Source organism: Pseudoxanthomonas sp. UTMC 1351, from assembly GCF_040948865.1.
Taxonomy (GTDB): domain Bacteria; phylum Pseudomonadota; class Gammaproteobacteria; order Xanthomonadales; family Xanthomonadaceae; genus Pseudoxanthomonas_A.
This window is the reverse complement of sequence record NZ_JAVGJT010000009.1, coordinates 119,201-136,939: the sequence shown is the minus strand read 5'-3', so window position 1 is coordinate 136,939 and position 17,739 is coordinate 119,201. Positions and strand designations below refer to the sequence as shown.

General features: G+C 62.1%; 16 protein-coding genes. 7 read left to right on the top strand and 9 right to left on the bottom strand.

Annotation, left to right across the window (positions count from 1 at the left end; all coding sequences use genetic code 11):
• The first annotated feature begins 36 nt into the window (after positions 1 to 36).
• The 3 genes from AB6O04_RS07870 to AB6O04_RS07860 all read left to right on the top strand — a co-directional run bounded on the left by AB6O04_RS07870 (position 37) and on the right by AB6O04_RS07860 (position 2,752).
• Positions 37 to 918 carry an alpha/beta fold hydrolase gene (locus AB6O04_RS07870; RefSeq protein ID WP_368563286.1) on the top strand — a complete coding sequence of 294 codons (882 nt, stop codon included), beginning with the start codon at positions 37 to 39 and terminating at the stop codon, positions 916 to 918.
• Positions 919 to 970: 52 nt separating this feature from the next.
• Positions 971 to 1,549, top strand: coding sequence for a DUF1579 family protein (locus AB6O04_RS07865; protein WP_368563285.1), 579 nt, complete (start codon positions 971 to 973; stop codon positions 1,547 to 1,549).
• 327 nt (positions 1,550 to 1,876) lie between these two features.
• Positions 1,877 to 2,752, top strand: coding sequence for an alpha/beta fold hydrolase (locus AB6O04_RS07860; protein WP_368563284.1), 876 nt, complete (start codon positions 1,877 to 1,879; stop codon positions 2,750 to 2,752).
• Positions 2,753 to 2,852: 100 nt separating this feature from the next.
• Here the strand turns inward: AB6O04_RS07860 and AB6O04_RS07855 are convergent, their stop codons facing one another.
• A complete protein-coding gene (locus AB6O04_RS07855; RefSeq protein WP_368563283.1) occupies positions 2,853 to 5,108 on the bottom strand; it encodes an LpqB family beta-propeller domain-containing protein in 2,256 nt (751 codons plus the stop codon).
• Positions 5,109 to 5,267: 159 nt separating this feature from the next.
• On the opposite strand from AB6O04_RS07855, the gene AB6O04_RS07850 reads away from it, so the two are divergent.
• The 3 genes from AB6O04_RS07850 to AB6O04_RS07840 all read left to right on the top strand — a co-directional run bounded on the left by AB6O04_RS07850 (position 5,268) and on the right by AB6O04_RS07840 (position 7,945).
• The gene (locus AB6O04_RS07850) at positions 5,268 to 6,752 is read left to right on the top strand and encodes a PQQ-dependent sugar dehydrogenase (protein ID WP_368563282.1); all 1,485 of its coding nucleotides are present in this window, start codon (positions 5,268 to 5,270) and stop codon (positions 6,750 to 6,752) included.
• Between the two features lie 59 nt (positions 6,753 to 6,811).
• Positions 6,812 to 7,297: a heme-binding protein gene (locus tag AB6O04_RS07845; protein WP_368563281.1), complete on the top strand. Its 486-nt coding sequence runs from the start codon at positions 6,812 to 6,814 to the stop codon at positions 7,295 to 7,297.
• A 189-nt stretch (positions 7,298 to 7,486) separates the two neighbouring features.
• Positions 7,487 to 7,945, top strand: coding sequence for a RidA family protein (locus AB6O04_RS07840; RefSeq protein WP_368563280.1), 459 nt, complete (start codon positions 7,487 to 7,489; stop codon positions 7,943 to 7,945).
• Between the two features lie 133 nt (positions 7,946 to 8,078).
• Here the strand turns inward: AB6O04_RS07840 and AB6O04_RS07835 are convergent, their stop codons facing one another.
• From AB6O04_RS07835 to AB6O04_RS07825, 3 genes are read right to left on the bottom strand one after another with little or no spacing between them, the layout of a single operon-like run.
• Positions 8,079 to 9,047, bottom strand: coding sequence for an ABC transporter ATP-binding protein (locus AB6O04_RS07835; protein ID WP_368563279.1), 969 nt, complete (start codon positions 9,045 to 9,047; stop codon positions 8,079 to 8,081).
• A 1-nt stretch (position 9,048) separates the two neighbouring features.
• The gene (locus AB6O04_RS07830) at positions 9,049 to 10,128 is read right to left on the bottom strand and encodes a FecCD family ABC transporter permease (protein WP_368563278.1); all 1,080 of its coding nucleotides are present in this window, start codon (positions 10,126 to 10,128) and stop codon (positions 9,049 to 9,051) included.
• The gene (locus tag AB6O04_RS07825; RefSeq protein ID WP_368563277.1) at positions 10,125 to 11,327 is read right to left on the bottom strand and encodes an ABC transporter substrate-binding protein; all 1,203 of its coding nucleotides are present in this window, start codon (positions 11,325 to 11,327) and stop codon (positions 10,125 to 10,127) included. Before AB6O04_RS07825 ends, AB6O04_RS07830 begins: the two co-directional genes overlap by 4 nt.
• Positions 11,328 to 11,419: 92 nt before the next feature.
• Between AB6O04_RS07825 and AB6O04_RS07820 the strand changes: the two genes are divergently transcribed.
• Positions 11,420 to 13,486, top strand: a complete 2,067-nt coding sequence (locus AB6O04_RS07820; protein ID WP_368563276.1) for a TonB-dependent siderophore receptor — start codon at positions 11,420 to 11,422, stop codon at positions 13,484 to 13,486.
• A 482-nt stretch (positions 13,487 to 13,968) separates the two neighbouring features.
• On the opposite strand, the gene AB6O04_RS07815 is transcribed toward AB6O04_RS07820, so the two are convergent.
• From AB6O04_RS07815 to AB6O04_RS07795, 5 genes are all read right to left on the bottom strand, one after another.
• Positions 13,969 to 14,595, bottom strand: coding sequence for a class I SAM-dependent methyltransferase (locus AB6O04_RS07815; protein WP_368563275.1), 627 nt, complete (start codon positions 14,593 to 14,595; stop codon positions 13,969 to 13,971).
• Positions 14,588 to 14,827 (bottom strand): hypothetical protein, encoded by a 240-nt coding sequence (locus AB6O04_RS07810; RefSeq protein ID WP_368563274.1) that lies wholly within the window; start codon positions 14,825 to 14,827, stop codon positions 14,588 to 14,590. Before AB6O04_RS07810 ends, AB6O04_RS07815 begins: the two co-directional genes overlap by 8 nt.
• A 32-nt stretch (positions 14,828 to 14,859) precedes the next feature.
• Entirely contained in the window at positions 14,860 to 15,075 is a 216-nt protein-coding gene (locus AB6O04_RS07805) for a hypothetical protein (protein ID WP_368563273.1), read from the bottom strand.
• Positions 15,076 to 15,149: 74 nt separating this feature from the next.
• Positions 15,150 to 15,950, bottom strand: coding sequence for a MipA/OmpV family protein (locus tag AB6O04_RS07800; protein ID WP_368563272.1), 801 nt, complete (start codon positions 15,948 to 15,950; stop codon positions 15,150 to 15,152).
• Positions 15,951 to 16,407: 457 nt separating this feature from the next.
• Positions 16,408 to 17,715 (bottom strand): ATP-binding protein, encoded by a 1,308-nt coding sequence (locus AB6O04_RS07795; protein ID WP_368563271.1) that lies wholly within the window; start codon positions 17,713 to 17,715, stop codon positions 16,408 to 16,410.
• Between the last annotated feature and the right edge of the window lie 24 nt (positions 17,716 to 17,739).

The window sequence follows — 17,739 nt, the reverse complement described above, 5'->3', positions numbered from 1 at the left end:
CATCAGTGAGGTTGTTCAAAGTAGAGGAGAGCTGACATGAACCACGCGACCCGACAGCGACTTCGGCTATCTGGCGGCACGGAGTTATCGTTCACCACGGCAGGGGAAGCGTCCAAGCCCGCCGTGCTGCTCCTGCATGGGCTTCCCAATTCCTCGCGAATGTTTGAGGAAGTCATGCCTGAGCTGTCGCACGTCGCGTACATGATCGCTGCCGACCTGCCTGGCTTTGGTGAGTCCGACGTGCTGCCCAAGCCCTCGTTCCCCGCGTACGGCCGAGCCATATCGGAGCTGCTGGACCGGCTCGCGGTCGGACCGCGCTACCTCTACCTCCATGACTACGGAGCGCCGGTGGGGTTCCATATCGCGATGCAGTCGCCGGAGAAAGTGCTTGGCCTCATCGTCCAAAACGCGAACGCGCATCGAAGCGGATTCGGGCCGCAATGGGAGCAGACGCTGGCCTACTATTCGAAGCCAACCCCGGAAAACGAAGCGGCGGCGACCGCGCACCTGACATGGGAAGGTGCGCGGGCTCAGTATATTTCCGGTGTTCCATCGGACGTGGCGGCGCGGATTCCGGCCGAACGCTGGGAGGAGGATTGGCGAGTGATGAACCTGCCCGGCCGGATGGATACGCAGCGAGAGCTCCTCACCGACTATGGAAACTACATCGACCGGTTCGACGCCATCGCCGATTATCTCGCCCGCTGGCAACCGCCCGCGCTGATGATCTGGGGAAGGCATGATGCATTCTTCGATCTCGCCGAAACCCTGTCGTGGATGCAGGATTTGCCCAGGATGGAAGCTCATGTCTTGGACGGCGGCCACCTGCTGCTCGAGACGCACTCCACGACAGTGGCTCCGCTCATGCTCGACTTCATCAGGCGCACTCAGGGAAAGCAAGACAACACAAAAGCGTGAATGGCGCCGACCCACATTGTTTGCAGGTTGCTGACGATCAGAGGATCACACCATGAAGAGCTTCCACGTAAGCCTCATTGCCGCACTGTTGGCGCTCGCATTTAGCTCGATTTCTCCTGCGCACGGCCAAGACAGCTCCGAGGTTCCGCAGGTGGCCGGCGGCAACCAATCAGGCGTGCACGGTTTCGATTTTCAGGTGGGTGAATGGCGCGTCCATCATCGTGTGAAGCGTGCGGGCCATTCGCAATGGCAGGAGTTCGAAGGCACCAGCACTAATCGCAGCCTGATGGATGGCGCCGCCAACGTGGAAGACAACACGTTCTTCAAGCCAGATGGCGTCACCCGCGGCGTCGCATTGCGCGCCTATGATCCCAAAACCGACGAATGGGCGATCTGGTGGGTCGACGGCCGCAATCCGTTGGGTGCCTTGGATCCGCCGGTCAAAGGCCGCTTCGCCGATGGCGTGGGCACCTTCTATTCGGACGGAATACTCAACGGCAAGCCGACCCGCACGCGATTCATCTGGTCGCTTATCACGCCGACCTCCGCGCGCTGGGAACAAGCTTATTCATCCGACTCCGGAAAGACGTGGGAAACGAATTGGATCATGGATTTCCAGCGCGTCCAGTAACGGGTTCGATCTGAATCGGATTCGCCCCGTTCTTCGACTTTGTTGCCGGATGGAAACTTGGCGAAGCGCGAGATGCGTGGACGATTTCCTCTGCCTAAATATTGCGGTGATCAGTTAGCCAAGGGAAGTATGAAGAATTATCGTCATGACCAGCCATTCGGCTGTTGAAAAGCGCCTCCCGCGAAGGCGGGGATCCAGCGACTTCAACGCCTTGAAGGAAAGACGCCGGGTTCCCGCCTTCGCGGGAGGCGCTTTTCAACAGCCGAATGGCTGGTCATGACGAACAAAAGTAAGTTGTTCAGATCTTCCCGAGGAAGGAGCTTTGATATGAATCCAGCGAACCGACAACGCTTTCGTCTGTCCGGCGGCACGGAACTGTCGTTCATCACCGCAGGCGAGGCGACCAAGCCGGCCCTACTGCTCTTGCATGGATTTCCGAGTTCCGCGCAAGAGTTTCGGAACGTCATACCGGAGCTGTCGCAAGCCGCCTATGTGGTCGCGCCCGACCTGCCGGGCTTCGGCCAGTCCGATGTGCTGCCGTCGCCATCGTTCTCGACGTTCAGCGATGCGATTTCCGAACTGTTGGACCACCTGGCGATAAAGCGCCGCGTTATCTACTTGCACGATTCGGGGGCGGCGGTTGGCCTGTTGATTGCGATGCGTGCGCCTGAGCTGGTTTCAGGCCTCATTGTCCAGAACGCAAACGCGCATCGAACCGGCTTCGGCCCTGTATGGGATGCCCAACTGAGGTTCTGGTCGGAACCGACTAAAGAGAACGAAGCGGCGGCCGCCGTCGACCTGACCTTCGAGTTCATGCGCGAGCAATATCTCGGCGGACTACCGGAGAACGTGGCTACCACGGTCAGCGGCGAACCCTGGGTCGAAGACTGGAGGGTGATGAATCTTCCCGGCCGCATGGAAACGCAACTCGCGCTGATTGCCGACTATAAAAATCACGCCGCGCGTTTCGGTGCGATCGCCCAGTACCTGGAAAAAAGGCAGCCGCCTGCGCTCATGCTGTGGGGCCGCCACGATCCCTACTTCGACATCGCCGAAACGCTGACCTGGATGCAGGACCTGCCGCGCATGGAAGCGCACATTTTCGACGGCGGCCACTTCCTGCTGGAGACGCACGCGGCCGCTGCCCTGTCGCTGATGCTCGCCTTCATCAAGCAAATGCAACGTGACGGACACCATGCATGAGCGACCGCTACGAGGCGGGCCGGTTTGCTCCTACCAACCACTCAGCGGTTCCGGCATCCTGCCTTGTCTGCTGACTGGAATTCGAAGCACACGCCGCTGGCTACCGCGGAACCGCCAGCCGCAGATCGCTTTCCAGCATCGTCACCTCGGAAAAGATGAGCTGGGTTCCGTCCGGGGACAAGTCGAATCCCCATCCTTCGAAAGATGGCGACAGTTCGGTGATATCGGTGGTGGAGGAATTTGCGTGATCGAGCAGCGACAGGGTGGGTGTGCCTTCGGTGGGGCGGCGAACGAAGTAGATGCCGTTGGGAGAAGGTGCCCAGTTGGCACCGTCTTGCGGGTCGAGTTCGGCGATGAGTAGTTCTTCCGGTTGGCTGGTGATTGCTTTGCGCCAGTCCTCCCGCGGTCGCTGCCATAGTCCTGGCGTGCCGGGTTTGCTGTAGAGAAGCCGCTCGCCGTTGGTTGATTCGCGGGCGTTGATGGCCGGGCCGGTGGTGACTGCAATCGGTGCACCGCCGGTGGTTGGCTGTGCGTAGATTCGCCATTCGCCGCTGCGGTTGGATTCGAAATAAATCCACGCGCCGTCGTGCGACCAGGTGGGGTTTCGGTTGTCGCCTTGTCCGTCGGAGATTCGCTGCGGGGTGCCGCCTTCTGGGGATACGGTGAATATCTCGGTCTTGCCTTCGGGGCTGCCGTCGAATGCGATCAGTGCGCCGTTGGGTGACCACGCGGGATTGTCCATGAAGGCGCCACCGAAATCGGCGATCTGCACCGCGCCGCGTCCGTCGCGCTGACTAACCCAGACGCCATGGGGGCCGCTGCGATTGGAGGCGAAGGCGATCCGTTCGCCGTCGGGCGCCCAGGCCGGATTGGAGTCCCAGCGGGTCGACTGCATGTATTGGCCGGCATCGGCTTGCATTCGCCGGGCGACATCGATCTGCCGCAGTTGTGAGCGGTGCATCCATTGCTCGAAGGCGATGGCGTCCACGCCCGCCGCCGTTGCAGGCTGATGCACGTTCTCGTTGCCCAGGGAAATCTGCCGCAAGTCGCCACCGTCCGGGTCGACCGACCAGAGGCCGTACGTGCCGGAACGGGTTGAAGTGAAAAGAAGCCGTTCGCCGTCGGGCGACCAGGCGAGCCCATTTATCTTGCGGTTGTCGGAGGTCAGGCGGGTCGGCTCGCCACCGCCCAAGTCTGCATGATAGACATCCTTGGTGACCTCGTTGATGGCACGAATAAACGCGACCGACTGGCCGTCGCGCGAAAAACGCGGGTCGATATCGCCAAGCGAACCTGGTTCCGGATTCGACACGCTCCGCTTTTCTCCGTTGCTCAACGTGGCCAGGAAAATCCGGTAAGGCGAGGTGGCATTTTCGCGGCCGGCGTAGGCGATCCGCGTGCCGTCGGGCGACAAGCTCATGCCGCGAATATCGGCTGCTGTTTCGTCACCGAACACGCGAGTCACGCCACCACCCAATGCGGAGATGCGCATGATCGCGATTCCGGTGTCGTCCCGACGCGAGAACAACACACTGCGTCCGTCCGCAGACCAGACCGGGAAGCGCTCTTCGGCGGGGCTGTTGGTCAGATTGAGGACGTCCTCGCTGCCGATCGTTTTCACGTACACGTCGAAGGCGTCGCTGCCGCCGTCCCAGATGAAAGCGACGCGGCTTCCGTCCGGCGACAACGCAGGTTCGAATTCGCGGCCGACGAAGCTCGTCAGCGGAAGCACGTTGTAGTTTTCGGCGATGCCGGAGCTGTCTCCCAGCATCTTCGGGCCCAGCAGAAAAACGGCGGCGGCTGCGGCAATGACACAGGCAGCCAATCCGTACAAGACCGGCTTGCTTCGGAAGATGCTCGGCGCTCCCGGCGCGGGCGGGGCTATGACGGGCTGTGCGGGAGATTGCGATGCAGCCGCCACAGTTTCGCCAGGAGCTGTGTCGTCCGGAGCAGGCCTGGCAACCGCCGCGGCGACTTTGGCCGGCGCGATCGGGGCAATGAGGCGATAGCCGCCTTTGCGGATCGTTTCGATGTACCGCGGCGTCTGCGGGTCGTCGTCGAAGATCTTCCTGAGTTCGGACACCGCGCGGTTGAGCAGGTAGTCGTCGGCGACGGTTTCGGCCCACACGGTATCGAGGAAGGTCTCCCGGGAAATCACGGTGCCCGGCCGCTCCGCCATGAGGACCAGCACCTGCATGACCTTCGGCTCCACCTGCGCGATGCGCCCGTGGATCGAGATCCGGTTGAGCGAAGGCTGGATGAGCGCTTCGCCCGCGGTGAAGTTCGCAGGCCCCCTGCGGGCCGCCCGTTCTCCGGACGCCTCCTCGATCTTCCCGATTGCCTTGTGTTCGTCCACTCCACCCACCGTCCGAACTTGCGCTCTCCCGGCAGTGCCGGCCTGCGTCGGCAGCCAATCTATAGCAAAACCATAGCTTCCCTCCATTCAAGCAGCAGGCGATTCATCCTCTCCTTACATCGCCCGATCCGAGTGATCGCTTTCAGGAGGATGTGATCCATGCCCGGTTCCCGTACTAGAACGATTGCCTATGCGGCGGCTTTGCTGGTCGCGACGGCCGCCGCATGGGCGCCGGCAGCCGCCCAGACGGCGGCGGCAACGCTTTACCAGAGGAACTGCGCGTCCTGCCACGGTGCCGAACGGCAAGGCACCGGGCTGGGACCGCCGCTCTCCACCCAGACCTACCGCTACGGCGGCGCTCGCACCGACCTGGCCCGCGTCATCCGCAACGGCATCGCGTCGCGGGGCATGCCGGCCTTCGGCGGAATACTCTCACCGGAGGAAATCGACGCACTCGCCAAATTCCTCCCTGCCCGCGACGCCGAACCCAAACCAGAGGAAGCGCCGGCTGCGGAGGCCAAACCGCGCCAGTTCGACGCGGTTCCCGGCGTGGTCGATACGCTCGACTACGCCGTCCGCGTGGAACGGTTCGCCGAGGGGCTGGAAACGGTATGGGCGATCGCATTCGTCGATGCGCAGACAGCATTGGTCAGCGAACGCCCCGGTCGGCTCAGGACCATCCGCAATGGCGTGCTGCAGGCGCAGCCGGTGACCGGCACGCCGCAGGTCTATGTCAGCAGCCATAAATGGAACCAGGGCGGCCTGCTGGATATCGCGCTGGACCCGGACTACGGGCAGAACGGGTGGATCTATCTCTCCTATAGCCACCGGCTGGACCAGACCGGGCCCGAGGGCAAACCGCTCGCCATGACCCGCATCGTGCGTGGCCGCCTCCGCGGCAATGCCTGGGTCGATCAGCAAGTCGTGTTCGAAGCCGACCGCGCCGCGTATGGCGAAGCGTTCTGGCACTACGGTGGCCGGATGGTGTTCGACGGCGAAGGGCGGCTGCACTTCTCCGTTGGCGATCGCAGCGGGAAGGAACTGGCGCGTGAGCCAGGACACCCCGCGGGCAAGATCCATCGCCTGACGGCGGATGGCTCGGTACCGACGGACAACCCGTTTCGCGATCGCGACGGCGCGCTGGCTTCCCTCTACAGCCTGGGCCACCGCAACCCGCAAGGCATGGCGATCGAACCATCGAGCGGACGCATCTGGGCCACCGAGCACGGTCCGCGCGGCGGCGATGAGCTGAACATCATCGAGCCAGGCGCCGACTACGGCTGGCCGGTCGTGTCCCACGGCATCAACTACGACGGCACGGTATTGACACCGGACGTGCGTGCGCCGGGCATCAAGCAGCCGGTGCATTATTGGCGACCTTCGATCGGCGTTTCGGGGCTGACCTTCTATGGCGGCAAGGAATTCCCGTTGTGGGACGGCAAGCTGCTGGTCACCGGCCTGGCGCCGCGCGATCTGCGCCTGCTCACCCTCGACGGCGACCGCGTCCAGCACGAGGAGATCATCTTCAAGGCTGAAGGCCGCCCCTACGAACCGGTGATCGGGCCCGACGGCGCCATCTACCTGGTGACCGCCGAACCGGGCCAGATCCTCCGGCTGACGGCGCAGGAAGAGCGCCGCCAGTAAGCGGACCGGCTTGAGGCATTCTTTGCATGTCGTTTCCACAACAACACCAGGAGAGCAGGATGAAATCGAACGTTTTCGCAGGACTTGTCGCGATGGCCGCATTGTTCATGAGCACGGGATTGCAGGCGCAGACGATGCGGCCATTCCTAGACTTCAAGACCGCCGACGCTATCCGCGACCATTGCCTGGCCAGTGCCGATCAAGCCGGGCATGCGGTCGCCGTCGCGGTCTTCGACGATGGCGGCGACTTGATGAGCTACTCCAACCATGGCGCCTCGCCGGCCGCCGCCGCCGTGGCGCAGTGGAAAGGACGCTCCGCGGCGGTCTATCGCAGGGCGACGCGCGAGACCGCCACATGGAACGCACCGACCGCGCCGATGATCGCCACCATGGAAGGCGGCGTGCCGATCTTTGCCCAAGACGGCACGGCGATCGGCGGCGTCGGCGTCTCTGGCGCGTCGTCGGAGTTCGATGCCGCATGCGGAACCCGGGCGACGGAGGCGGCGAACCTGCTGGTTACGCGTCCAGCATCGAAGTCGAAGTAGCAACGACGCTAATCCGTTGCTGCGGAAGATCGGAACGCAAAGGCGCTGGGTCCCGGCCTGCGCCGGGACGACGTTCGATTATCTATCGCGCGCAAGCACGTGAAACGAAAAATGTTCCAAGCGTTATATCGCCGCAACCAAGGCCAGCATCGACAGCGATGCGGCCCAGACCAAGAGGATCATGCGCAAGTGCGAGCCAACATCTCCTCAGGATCCGCGCTTGAATCCACCGCCGGCTTTTCCCGCGCGGTCCGCATAGGCGATCTGCTGGCCGTTGCCGGCACCGCTCCTATCGCGCCGGATGGATCGGTGGCAGCGCCCGGCGATGTGTATGGACAGACCAAGCGATGCCTGCAGATCATCGCCACCACGTTGAGCGCCGCGGGCCTGGGCATGAACGATGTCATCAGGACGCGGATCATGCTCACCGACATTCAGACCTGGCGCGATGCGGCAAAAGCGCATCGAGAGTTGTTCGCCAAGTTCAAACCAGCCTGCACCTTTGTCGAAGTGTCGCGCTTCATCGATCCTGGCTGGCTAGTCGAAGTCGAAGCTGATTGTGTTGCTCTCCGCAGCGCCTCAGTGCTTGAACCGAATCCGCTTGATCGACCGTTTTTCCATGGCGTGCATGGCGTCAGCGGACTTTGAGCCCGAAAAAAGCGGCGTCAGGGTCAACCCGGATGGACAAAGCGCCCATCTGCGCCGTGCGTTCGCGCCGGCGATTCACCGGCATGTCCGTCATGCTTCGATCCGCTTGGTTTCAGTCGTAAGCCGCCATGCACTACTGCACCTTGAGAAGCTTCAACGCCTCCGCGATCGTATCGGCTTCTTGCTGTCCGCCTAGCCTCCACCGGCCTGGAGACACGGTGGCTATGCAGTGATCCGCTTGGTTCGGATCGGTGGCGAGGCCATAGCCGCGACGGCGCAAGGACCGCATCAACCATGAGGTTGCTACGTCATCGCCTTCAACATAGATGGAGCGACTGGCGACCGCGGAACTTTCGAAGCGCCCCGATTCCAGTGAGAACACCAGGTTCTCCTGATCGAATGCATCGCCGACCGCTCCGGAGAGCGCGACATCTTCAGGCGTACCGTCGACGAAGCGTCCCTGTCCTGGCAACAGCCACAAGCGATCCGCAGTCTGCAGCGAGAGTTCCAGGTCGTGGCTAGACAAGATGATCGTCATGCCCTGCTCGGCGGCGATGCGGCGAAGCATGTCGATGATGGTGACGCGGCTGGGCAGATCGAGAAACGCGGTGATCTCGTCGAGCAACATCAGGTCGGGTTGCTGCGCCAATGCGCGCGCGATCATCACCCGCTGCCGCTCGCCGTCGCTGAGGCTGTCGACGGTGCGACTAGCCAAATGCGCGCCGCCGACTTGTTCCAACGCCATGGCCGCGATGCGGCGATCCTCTTCGGTCAACACGCCCGCCCAGCCGGTGTAGGGCTGGCGACCCATCTCCACCAGGTCCATCACGCCCAATGCACCCACCTGCGGACGCTCGGTCAGCACCACGGCGATGCGGCGCGCCCGTGCGACGCCACGCAGCTCACGCACCGGCGTGCCATGTAACATGACCTCGCCTGAAACTGGCGCCAGGAATCCGCCCAGCGTGCGCAGCAGCGTCGACTTGCCCTGGCCGTTGCGGCCCAGCAAGCAGACGAATTCACCCGCCTCGACCGTGGTGGGCGGCAATGTCACCAGCGCCTTGTGGTGATAGCCGATACGCAGATCATTCAACACCAGCATGTCAGGCTCCCGCCGCGCGCAAGCTGCGCGATTTCAACAACAACGCGATCACCACCGGCGCGCCAAGAATCGCCAGGATGGCGTTCAGATGCAGGAAGTGCTGGCTCCAGGGCAGGTGCACCACGAAGTCGGCAGCCAGTGCCAATAACCCGCCCAGCAGCAGCGTGGCCGGGATCAATGCGCCGATGCGCGCCGAGCCGATGAGTCCGCGCGCCAAGTGCGGAGTAATCAGACCGATGAATGCCACCGGTCCGCAAAACGCAGTGACCGGTGCGGCCAACAAGATCGTCGCGCCCAGCACCAAACGGCGCAGGCGCGTTACGTTCACGCCGAGGCTTTCGGCATAGGTCTCGCCCAGCAAAAGCGCGGTCAACGGCTTGGCCAGCCATACCGCCAGCGTCAGTCCGATCAACAGCGGCGGCAACAGGGTGGCGAAGTCGGGCCAGACGATCGATGCGAACGTGGCGTCATTCCACGACGAGAAGACGCGCGACTGCGTGCGGCTGGTGAAATGCAGCAATACGCTGATCAGGCCTTGCGCCAAGAATCCCAGCATCAAGCCGAGCACCAGCAAGGTGACCGTGTGTACGTGGCGCGCCATCGACACCATCGCCAGCGCGACCGCCAAAGTACCCAGCGCTGAGCCGGCCACGATACCCAGCCCCGCCAGGCCGGTGATCAACTCCAATGCGGCAGGGCCAACCACCGCACCTGCTACCACCACCAGCGCCGCACCGAACTGTCCGCCCGCCATCAGGCCCAGCGACCAGGCATCGGCGAGCGGATTGCGGAACAAGGTCTGCATCAGCAGTCCGGCCAGGCCGAGCGCACCGCCGCCCACCACGGCGGCCAGCACTCTTGGCAGACGCAATTCGAAAACGATGCGCGACTCGGTGGAAGTCGAGCCGAACTCGGCCAATCCACGCAACACTTGCGCCGGCGACAGCACCACTTGGCCAATGGCCAGGCTGGCAACCAATGCGGCAATCAGCGTCAGCAGCAGTGCGGCGATGGCGAATAGAGGCAGCGTGGCGCGGCGGTCAATCAACCGTGTCGCCATCACGGGCTCGGCGCGGCTCATTGGTATTGCCCCTGCGGCAGCGGCTTCAAGAATCGGAACGGCTCATCCACCAGATCCGGGTGCAGCGCTTTGACGAAATCGGACAGGACCCAATCCGGCCGAACCAAGCCGGTCTGATACCAGTCGTAGGCATTCTCCGCCGCGACCGTGCGCCCGGTATTGCCGAACAAACGCTGCTCGCGCCAGGCGCGGAAGCTGCGTTCGATCGCAGGGTTGCGCGGCGCTACCGCGTGGATGTCACCAATCAGCCAGACATCGGCTTGATCACCGAAAGGCAGGATCGCTTCGGTGGAGATGGTTTCAGTAGGGTACCGATTCGGATCCTCCGTGCGCGCCAACAGATTGATGCCGCCGGCATCGGTGATATAGCTGCCTTCGGGCCCGCGTACGGTGGCGATCCAGCGGTCCGCGCCGTTCGGATAGGCCCACAGCACCTTGGCCTTGGGCCGATCCGCCACTTTGGCTTTCAGTTCGGCAACGCGCGCTTCCACTTCAGCGAAGATCTGTTCGGCGCGCGCTTCAGTGCCAGTCAGAATGCCGTAGAGCCGAATCCATTCGGCGCGTGCCAGATAGCTTTGCTCTTCTTCGGCCAAGGTCGGCAACACTGCCAACCCCAATGCTTGCGCGCGTTTCAGTACCGGTGTGTGCGCCGGGTCGCTCAACCGCATCAGGAACACATCGGGCCGCGTCGCCAGCAACACGTCCAGATTGGGCGGCGAGTGCCAGTTGTAACCCACTTGACCGATCTCGCCGGCCTTGGCCTTGCGGCGGATGTCGTCGTCGTAGGAAGCCAATCCGCCCACGGCCACCAATCGGTCCTTGATGCCCAGTTGGCCGAGGAAAGCTTCGTCGGAACCGGCGTTGGCAGCGATGCGACGCACGGGCGTGCGGATCACGGCCGCATCGCGCAGATCGCCACGCAGCTCCGGTTCGGGACCGTCGGCCGGAGCCAATACGATGGTCGCCGACCGCTCCTGCGCAGCGCCTTGTTCGTTCGCCATTGGGCCTTTCAGACGCGCCACGACAAAGCCACCACGACGCTCAAGCGTCAGGTAGCGCGCGTGCCGCAATGGGATCGGCTGGCCCACCTCAGCGACAGCGACAGCGACGGAATCGGCAGCCGGTTCGGTGCGTTCGCATCCGGAGAGCGCGAGGCTCGCCGCGAATGCCGTGCCCAGAAAAAACAAACGGTAGTTCATCGGATGCCCCAGAACGGTGGAAAAGTGAATCATGTGAGTAGAATGTTATATTGTTTCATTTTCAACTTCGACCCTTTTTGAGCCCTTCTTCCATGCGAAAACATCTGCCGGCGGCCCTCGCGCTCGCGCTCGCCACCACGTCAGCCGCGGCCCAGGAATCGGCCAACCTCGGCACCGCGACCGAACTGGACGCGATCACCGTTTACGGGCGCCCGCTCGGCCGCATCCCTGGCGAGACCGCCACCAAATCCGGCGCACCGGTGCTGGAAACTCCGTTCACGGTGAACATCGTTTCGCGCGAACTGTTGGACCTGCGCAACGTCTCCAACATCGGACAGGCGGCCGAGACCATCAGCGGCGTTCAACGCACCATCGGGTTCTCGGGCAACCAGCGCTTTCGCATACGTGGCTTTCAAGCCATCAGCACGCTGCGCGACGGTTTTCGGCAAAGCGTCTCGCAACCGGAAATCGACCTGCAGGGCGTCGAAAGCATCGAGGTATTGAAAGGGCCGGCATCGGCCTTGTATGGCCGCTTCGAACCTGGCGGCGTGATCAATTTCGTGTCCAAGCAGCCCGAAGAAAAGTTTGCCGCCGAAGCATCCGTCATCGGCGGCTCCGATGACTATGCGCGGTTGGGCGTGGACCTGACCGGCCCAGTGAATGACAACGGCACGTTGTTGGGCCGCATCAACCTGGCCCACGAGGATGCCGGAAGTTTCCGCGATGGCATCGACAACCGGCAGACCTTCGTCTCGCCCGTCGTTGAGTGGCGGCCGGACAACGACACCAGCGTGATAGCACGGCTGGAATATCTAAACCGCGATGCCGCGTTCGACCGCGGTTTGGGCAACAACCCATTGTTCCTGCAGGTCCCCCCGAGCCGCAACTACGGCGAGGATTTCATGCGCATCCGCAAGGAACAGTGGACCGGCAGCCTGGAGTTCAATCGCTCGCTCAACGCCGACTGGCGCCTGCGCCTGGGCGCCTTCTGGTCCGACGTCACGGTGCCCGAGGAGGAGTTCTTCAATTACGGGTTCCCTACCCTGTCCGGCACTACCGTCAACCGAAACTTCGTCAGCTATCGAGAGCGGCAGAAGGATGCCACCGTACAGGCCGAGCTGTACGGAAACGTCAGCACCGGCCCACTTCGACACCGGTTGCTGATCGGCACGGAACGCAGCATCGATCGGCTGGCCTACATCGATGGAAAGATATCCTTCGGCAATCCAATCGACCTGTACCAGCCCGTGCGCAGCGGCCGGCCGAACAATTATGTGTCCAGTGGCGACAGTCGCTACGAGTTCGAAACCACAGCGCTCTATATGCAGGACGAGATCGCGTGGAACCGCTGGCGTCTGCTGCTGGGCGGACGCTACGAACGGACGGATACTTTGTCGTTCTACACTGGCGGCATCGATCCGGCGATCACCCGCCGCGACCATCCGTTCTCACCGCGCGCGGGCCTGACTTTCCTGGCCACACCGGATCTTTCCTTCTACGCCAGCTGGGCGCGCTCGTTCCGCAATGAGGCGGATGCGGGCACGCTGGAAAGTGGGATCACTCCCAAGCCCACGCGCGGCGATCAGCTGGAAGTAGGCATGAAGTCGATCCTGCTTGACGGCCGCATGGAGGCAACCTTGGCCGCATTCGACCTGCGCAAGACTGATGCGGTGGTGGCCGATCCGGTGGACTGGAACCACGTTATCCAGACCGGCGAACTGCGCTCGCGCGGCGTCGAAGCCGAGGTATCGATGCGCCCGGTGGACGCCTGGACGCTGGTGGCGTCATACGCCTACGCCGATGCCACCATCATCGAAGACACGAATGCCCTGATCGTCGGCAACCGACTGGCCGGCGTGCCGCGCCACCAGGCAAGCGTGTGGACCTCATGGACTTTCGACGGTGCGCTTTCCGGCCTGACGGTGGGTGGCGGGGTATTCCACGGCAGCGAGCAGGCGGCGACCACCGCGAATAGCTTCTTTCTGCCGTCGTACACACGGCTGGACCTCAATGCACGCTATGCCTTTGGCAATCAGGTGGAAGTGCTGCTCAACGTGGACAACGTGACCGACGAGCGTTACTACATCACCGGAGGTTTCTCGCAGATTTATCCGCAGCCGCCGCGCTCGGTCCGGCTGACGCTGACCAAGCGCTGGTAGCAACCGCAAAGTCGACGGTTTGCGTTTGAACGCATGGCGCGGTGCGGCGACCGTTGGCTCTTGTAGGAGCGCCGTCCTCGGCGCGAGCTTTTGCTTCTATCGCGACCTGAAGGAAGAGCTCGCGGCGGGACGCCGCTCCGCGCCTCGATAGCAGCTCAGTGCTGCGATCTATAACGCGCCGCAGCGCGCCTTGATGGCGAACGGCGGGCTTCGATCGCTCTTGGCTTTGCTCGATCTGATGGGAAGAGCTCGCGGCGGGACGCCGCTCCGCGCCTCGGTATCCATCAGCGCTCACAATCATGAGCGCGCCGCAGCGCGTCCATATGGTGAACGGCGGGCTTCGATCGCTCTTGGCTTTGCTCGACCTGATGGGAAGAGCTCGCGGCGGGACGCCGCTCCTACAAAGGCGGGGATGGCTGGCGGCCTTTGCTCTTGCAGGAGCGCCGTCTCGGCGCGAGCTTTTCGCTTTTCCGCGAGAGCTGTCAGACCATATCTGACGCCGTGCGCGAAAGATGCGCGTCGTAGTAATGGTTCCCGCCCTCGTCCTCGTACTCGCCGACCAGCGTGAGGCCTGCTTCCAACAATGCGGTCTTGTATTCATCAACGCCAAGAGAATGCGACTCCCTATCCGTCAACACATCCTTCCAAACGCATCGCTGCGCTGGTGAGGTGAACAGAAATCTGCCGTCGGGGTTCAGCGCCAAAGCAATCTTGCGAATGAGTTTTCGTTGCGCATCGGGCGCAAGTAGAAACATCAACCCAACCGCGATCACACCGTCGAAGGTCCGATCAAAAAAGCGTGAATCCTCGATCGATTCGCAAGCCACATGCGCATGAGACAGCCGCTCACGAAACGCAGCGGTCAAGCTTGCCGAAGCATCTATGCCATACACCACCAATCCTTCATTGCTTAGCGTCGCCGAGATCGGCACACCGGATCCGCAGCCGAGATCCAGAACCGTACCGCCCCGCGGGAGCAAGCGAGACCACAGCCGGACGGTCTCGACGCCGATGACCGACTGCTCGCGCCGGCGCATGAATTCTTCGGCGGCCGCCTCGTAGCCGTTTGATGGATCTTCAGCAGCTGTATTGTCGGTCGCTTTACTCACGATTCTCTTTGCAGCCTTGCGTCTCAATCAACCAGCGCTGGGGCAGTACCGGGTCTGCATCATCGGGGAACGCTTCAATGATTTCTAGCGGCGCCGCTTCCACACTCCTGGACCGCCCGCTGCCCGAAGGTATCGCCGGGTGCGGCGCGGCATCCGCAACGCCGTTGTCTCCGGCAGGCCTGACGCGCTCATGCGAAACGGACGCACATCCCACCAGCATGGCGATGAACATGAGGCAAGAACACCGGATGGCTCTGTGCGCGATCACGGTAGCGCGATGCCCGGATGCGCCCACGCGGATCGCACGATCAACGCCAGAGAAATCAGTACGAAGACCACCGCTACGCGCCGCAACCAGGCGTTGTATCCACGCCCTCTGCGCTTGCGATCGAGTGGCGGCAGGTCCGGAAGATCCCTCAGAGCGAGGAATCCCTCGCTCTTGCTGGGTCTGTTTTGGTTCTTGGCGTTGTCGGCGTGCATCGTCGTTCCTGCGGAGTGATGTTTCGCGGCCAGTTCCGCCGTGCTACGGCGTCGCCTGTGCGGCTTCCGGCGCGTCAAAATCCGCGGGAAAATCCGATAAACACCGACGCGGCACCGTCCGTGTCCGGTTCGATGAACGGGCTATCGCTGATCTCGTCGGGCAACACGCTGTACTTGACGAATCCAATCACCGACCAGTTCTCTCCGATCGGCCGAAAGTAGGAAACGCCTACGTGGGGAATGGTCACCGAGCCGGGTTTGTAATCCACGACGCCTCGGGCAACTTCTTCATCCAGCGTGCCGTAGTAGTAGTTGGCCATATCCTTCGATAGCCAGGTAACGCCCACGTTCGGGGTGAGCCGCCCTTTGCCGACGTCGAATGGATAACCGTAGTCGAGAGATACCTCCTGGCCACCGCTCGCATCGATAGCATCAGCCAGAATCTCAGCTTCGATCTCACCCGCCGCACCGCTCCACTTTGCGACCAGTCCCAGATCCAGGCCGTCATCGCGGTCCTCAAGCAGTCGATAGTCCAGGCCGTTGGCAGCCAGTTCCCGCCTGCCCAGATCGTCCACATCGAACCCATCGGGTCGGAACTTGGCGATTGCCGAGAGCTCGAAGGACTCTCCACCGATCAGCTGCCAGCCCGCCGTCAGACCGCGAAAGTAGAACCTTTCGCCCTGAAAAGTGATGAGCGGAATAGGCCGCACCTGTGTCCCCTCGCCGGCGTAGGGACTGTTCTTGATCATCGCCGCTATGCCCAAGCCCCAGCGAGGCGGGCCGTCTTCTGGCATTGCATCATCCACATCCGACGTCTGCGCCATCGCGCTGAAAGACAGAGTGGACAACAACACCGGCAACAGGAGTTTCTTCATGGGACGCCAAACCTCTTTTAGTGGGGGGATTCATCTGCGGAGCCCGTTTTACAGACGGGCTGTTGCAAACAACCACCAGAGTGATTTGGCTATGTCGCCTAAATGTCGCGCGCGGTGCCGAACGACTGAATGAACGCTGTATCGCGGCTAACAGCGTGCCCCGTGAACCTTGCCCGGAACTCATGGGCGACACAACACGTTCTACACCGCCTCTCGTAGAGCCAAGCTTGCTCGGCTCTACAAAGGCGGGATAACGTCCTTGTGGGAGCGACGTGAGTCGCGACCGGAAACATCAACGTCGCGACTCACGTCGCTCCCACAAGGACGCTATGCCGATGCCGCTGCCATAACGAGTTGACAGGCGACATATGATTTCGGCTGCTCTTATCACCGTGTGCAAAGAGCTAAAGCAGCGGAGCAAGCTCCGCTCTACATCGCTCGAGATCGTGGATGGATTCTAAGGCTCGATGACGCTGGATCCGACATCCAAAGCGGCACGTGTACCACCGGCCGCTGCTGGTTCAATGGAGAGCTTCCAACCGAATCGATCGCAGATCCGGCCGATCAGGAACAACCCCAGTCCTTGCCCGCGGATGGGAGCCGAATGCTGCAAGCTTTCACGATATCGCCGAGCCGCTTCGACAGGATTGAATCCACTGCCGGAGTCGGCGACCGAAATAACGCCGTCGCGAAGCACCAACTCCACGTGGCCGTCGTCGGTACTTTCAATCGCATTGCGTATCAAGTTGCTCACCGCAATGCGGACCATCGCCTCGGGCGCTGCGATGAAGATCGGTTCCACTTCCCCGATTCTCAGTTGGGCCGATTTGTCGCCAAGCAGATGTTCGTGGTCGGCCACCAGACGCGGCAGCAGGTCGTGAAGCACCGTGACGTCGACGGGATCGGCTTCCGGGCTTGTTTCCCTGGACAGATACAGCAATGCCACCATGGTTTCGGAAAGATCATGGACAGCGTGCTCGATGCGGCCGAGCACGGGCTTTGAAGCATCAGGAAGCGAGAACTGCTTGAGCACATCCACCGCACCTGCGATGACCGCTATGGGCGTTCTGAACTCATGGCTGGCTTGGTCCAGCAGACTGCGTTCCCGCTGGATGAATTGCTCCACGCGTTCCAGGTGCGCATTGCTGGCTTGCGCTATTACCTGTATCTCTTCGCGACGGTAAGTTGTGGGAAGGCGCGCGCCTGCCGTTCCTGGAACGATGGCCTGCATGCGGTCGGCCAGATCCCTCACCGGTCGAACAAGATTGGCGTGCAGCCAGACAATGACGCCACCGATGAAGATGACGAGGACCCCGGCCCAGATGCCGCTTTGTATGGCATCTCGATTCTGCTGGTCATCAAGTTGCTCTATGTCAATGGTCGTTATGAGCCTGCCTGGCGGAAGATCGACCACAAGCGCATGAAAGCTGTCCAGATGGTCAAAAAGATCGCTTTTCTCGGTAAATACTCCTCCATACGCCGCCTCTGTCGAATAGAGTCCGGGCGGGAGATTAGCCAGATGACCGGGCGCATGCGAAGTTCCACGCCCGCTCTCGACATACCACGATCGAATGGTTCCGTCGGCAGGGAGCGAATTCACCTGACCTGCTCGCACCCGCGCCGCATGGTCAGCGGATGTGGACCTGAGCATGTCTGCCCATAGTTTGTGCTCGATCAGTTGCTGACTGCTAAAGGCTTGTATGCTCAATGCGACGACCATCGCGAGTCCAAATACGATCAACGCCACACTGATCCACCAGTGCACGCTGCGAGGTTTGCTTATCAGTGT

Coding starts and splice junctions, on each gene's coding strand:
- AB6O04_RS07870 (WP_368563286.1), top strand. CDS start 37: ATGAACCACGCGACCCGACAGCGACTTCGGCTATCTGGCGGCACGGAG.
- AB6O04_RS07865 (WP_368563285.1), top strand. CDS start 971: ATGAAGAGCTTCCACGTAAGCCTCATTGCCGCACTGTTGGCGCTCGCA.
- AB6O04_RS07860 (WP_368563284.1), top strand. CDS start 1,877: ATGAATCCAGCGAACCGACAACGCTTTCGTCTGTCCGGCGGCACGGAA.
- AB6O04_RS07850 (WP_368563282.1), top strand. CDS start 5,268: ATGCCCGGTTCCCGTACTAGAACGATTGCCTATGCGGCGGCTTTGCTG.
- AB6O04_RS07845 (WP_368563281.1), top strand. CDS start 6,812: ATGAAATCGAACGTTTTCGCAGGACTTGTCGCGATGGCCGCATTGTTC.
- AB6O04_RS07835 (WP_368563279.1), bottom strand. CDS start 9,047: ATGCTGGTGTTGAATGATCTGCGTATCGGCTATCACCACAAGGCGCTG.
- AB6O04_RS07830 (WP_368563278.1), bottom strand. CDS start 10,128: ATGAGCCGCGCCGAGCCCGTGATGGCGACACGGTTGATTGACCGCCGC.
- AB6O04_RS07825 (WP_368563277.1), bottom strand. CDS start 11,327: ATGAACTACCGTTTGTTTTTTCTGGGCACGGCATTCGCGGCGAGCCTC.
- AB6O04_RS07820 (WP_368563276.1), top strand. CDS start 11,420: ATGCGAAAACATCTGCCGGCGGCCCTCGCGCTCGCGCTCGCCACCACG.
- AB6O04_RS07810 (WP_368563274.1), bottom strand. CDS start 14,827: ATGTTCATCGCCATGCTGGTGGGATGTGCGTCCGTTTCGCATGAGCGC.
- AB6O04_RS07805 (WP_368563273.1), bottom strand. CDS start 15,075: ATGCACGCCGACAACGCCAAGAACCAAAACAGACCCAGCAAGAGCGAG.
- AB6O04_RS07800 (WP_368563272.1), bottom strand. CDS start 15,950: ATGAAGAAACTCCTGTTGCCGGTGTTGTTGTCCACTCTGTCTTTCAGC.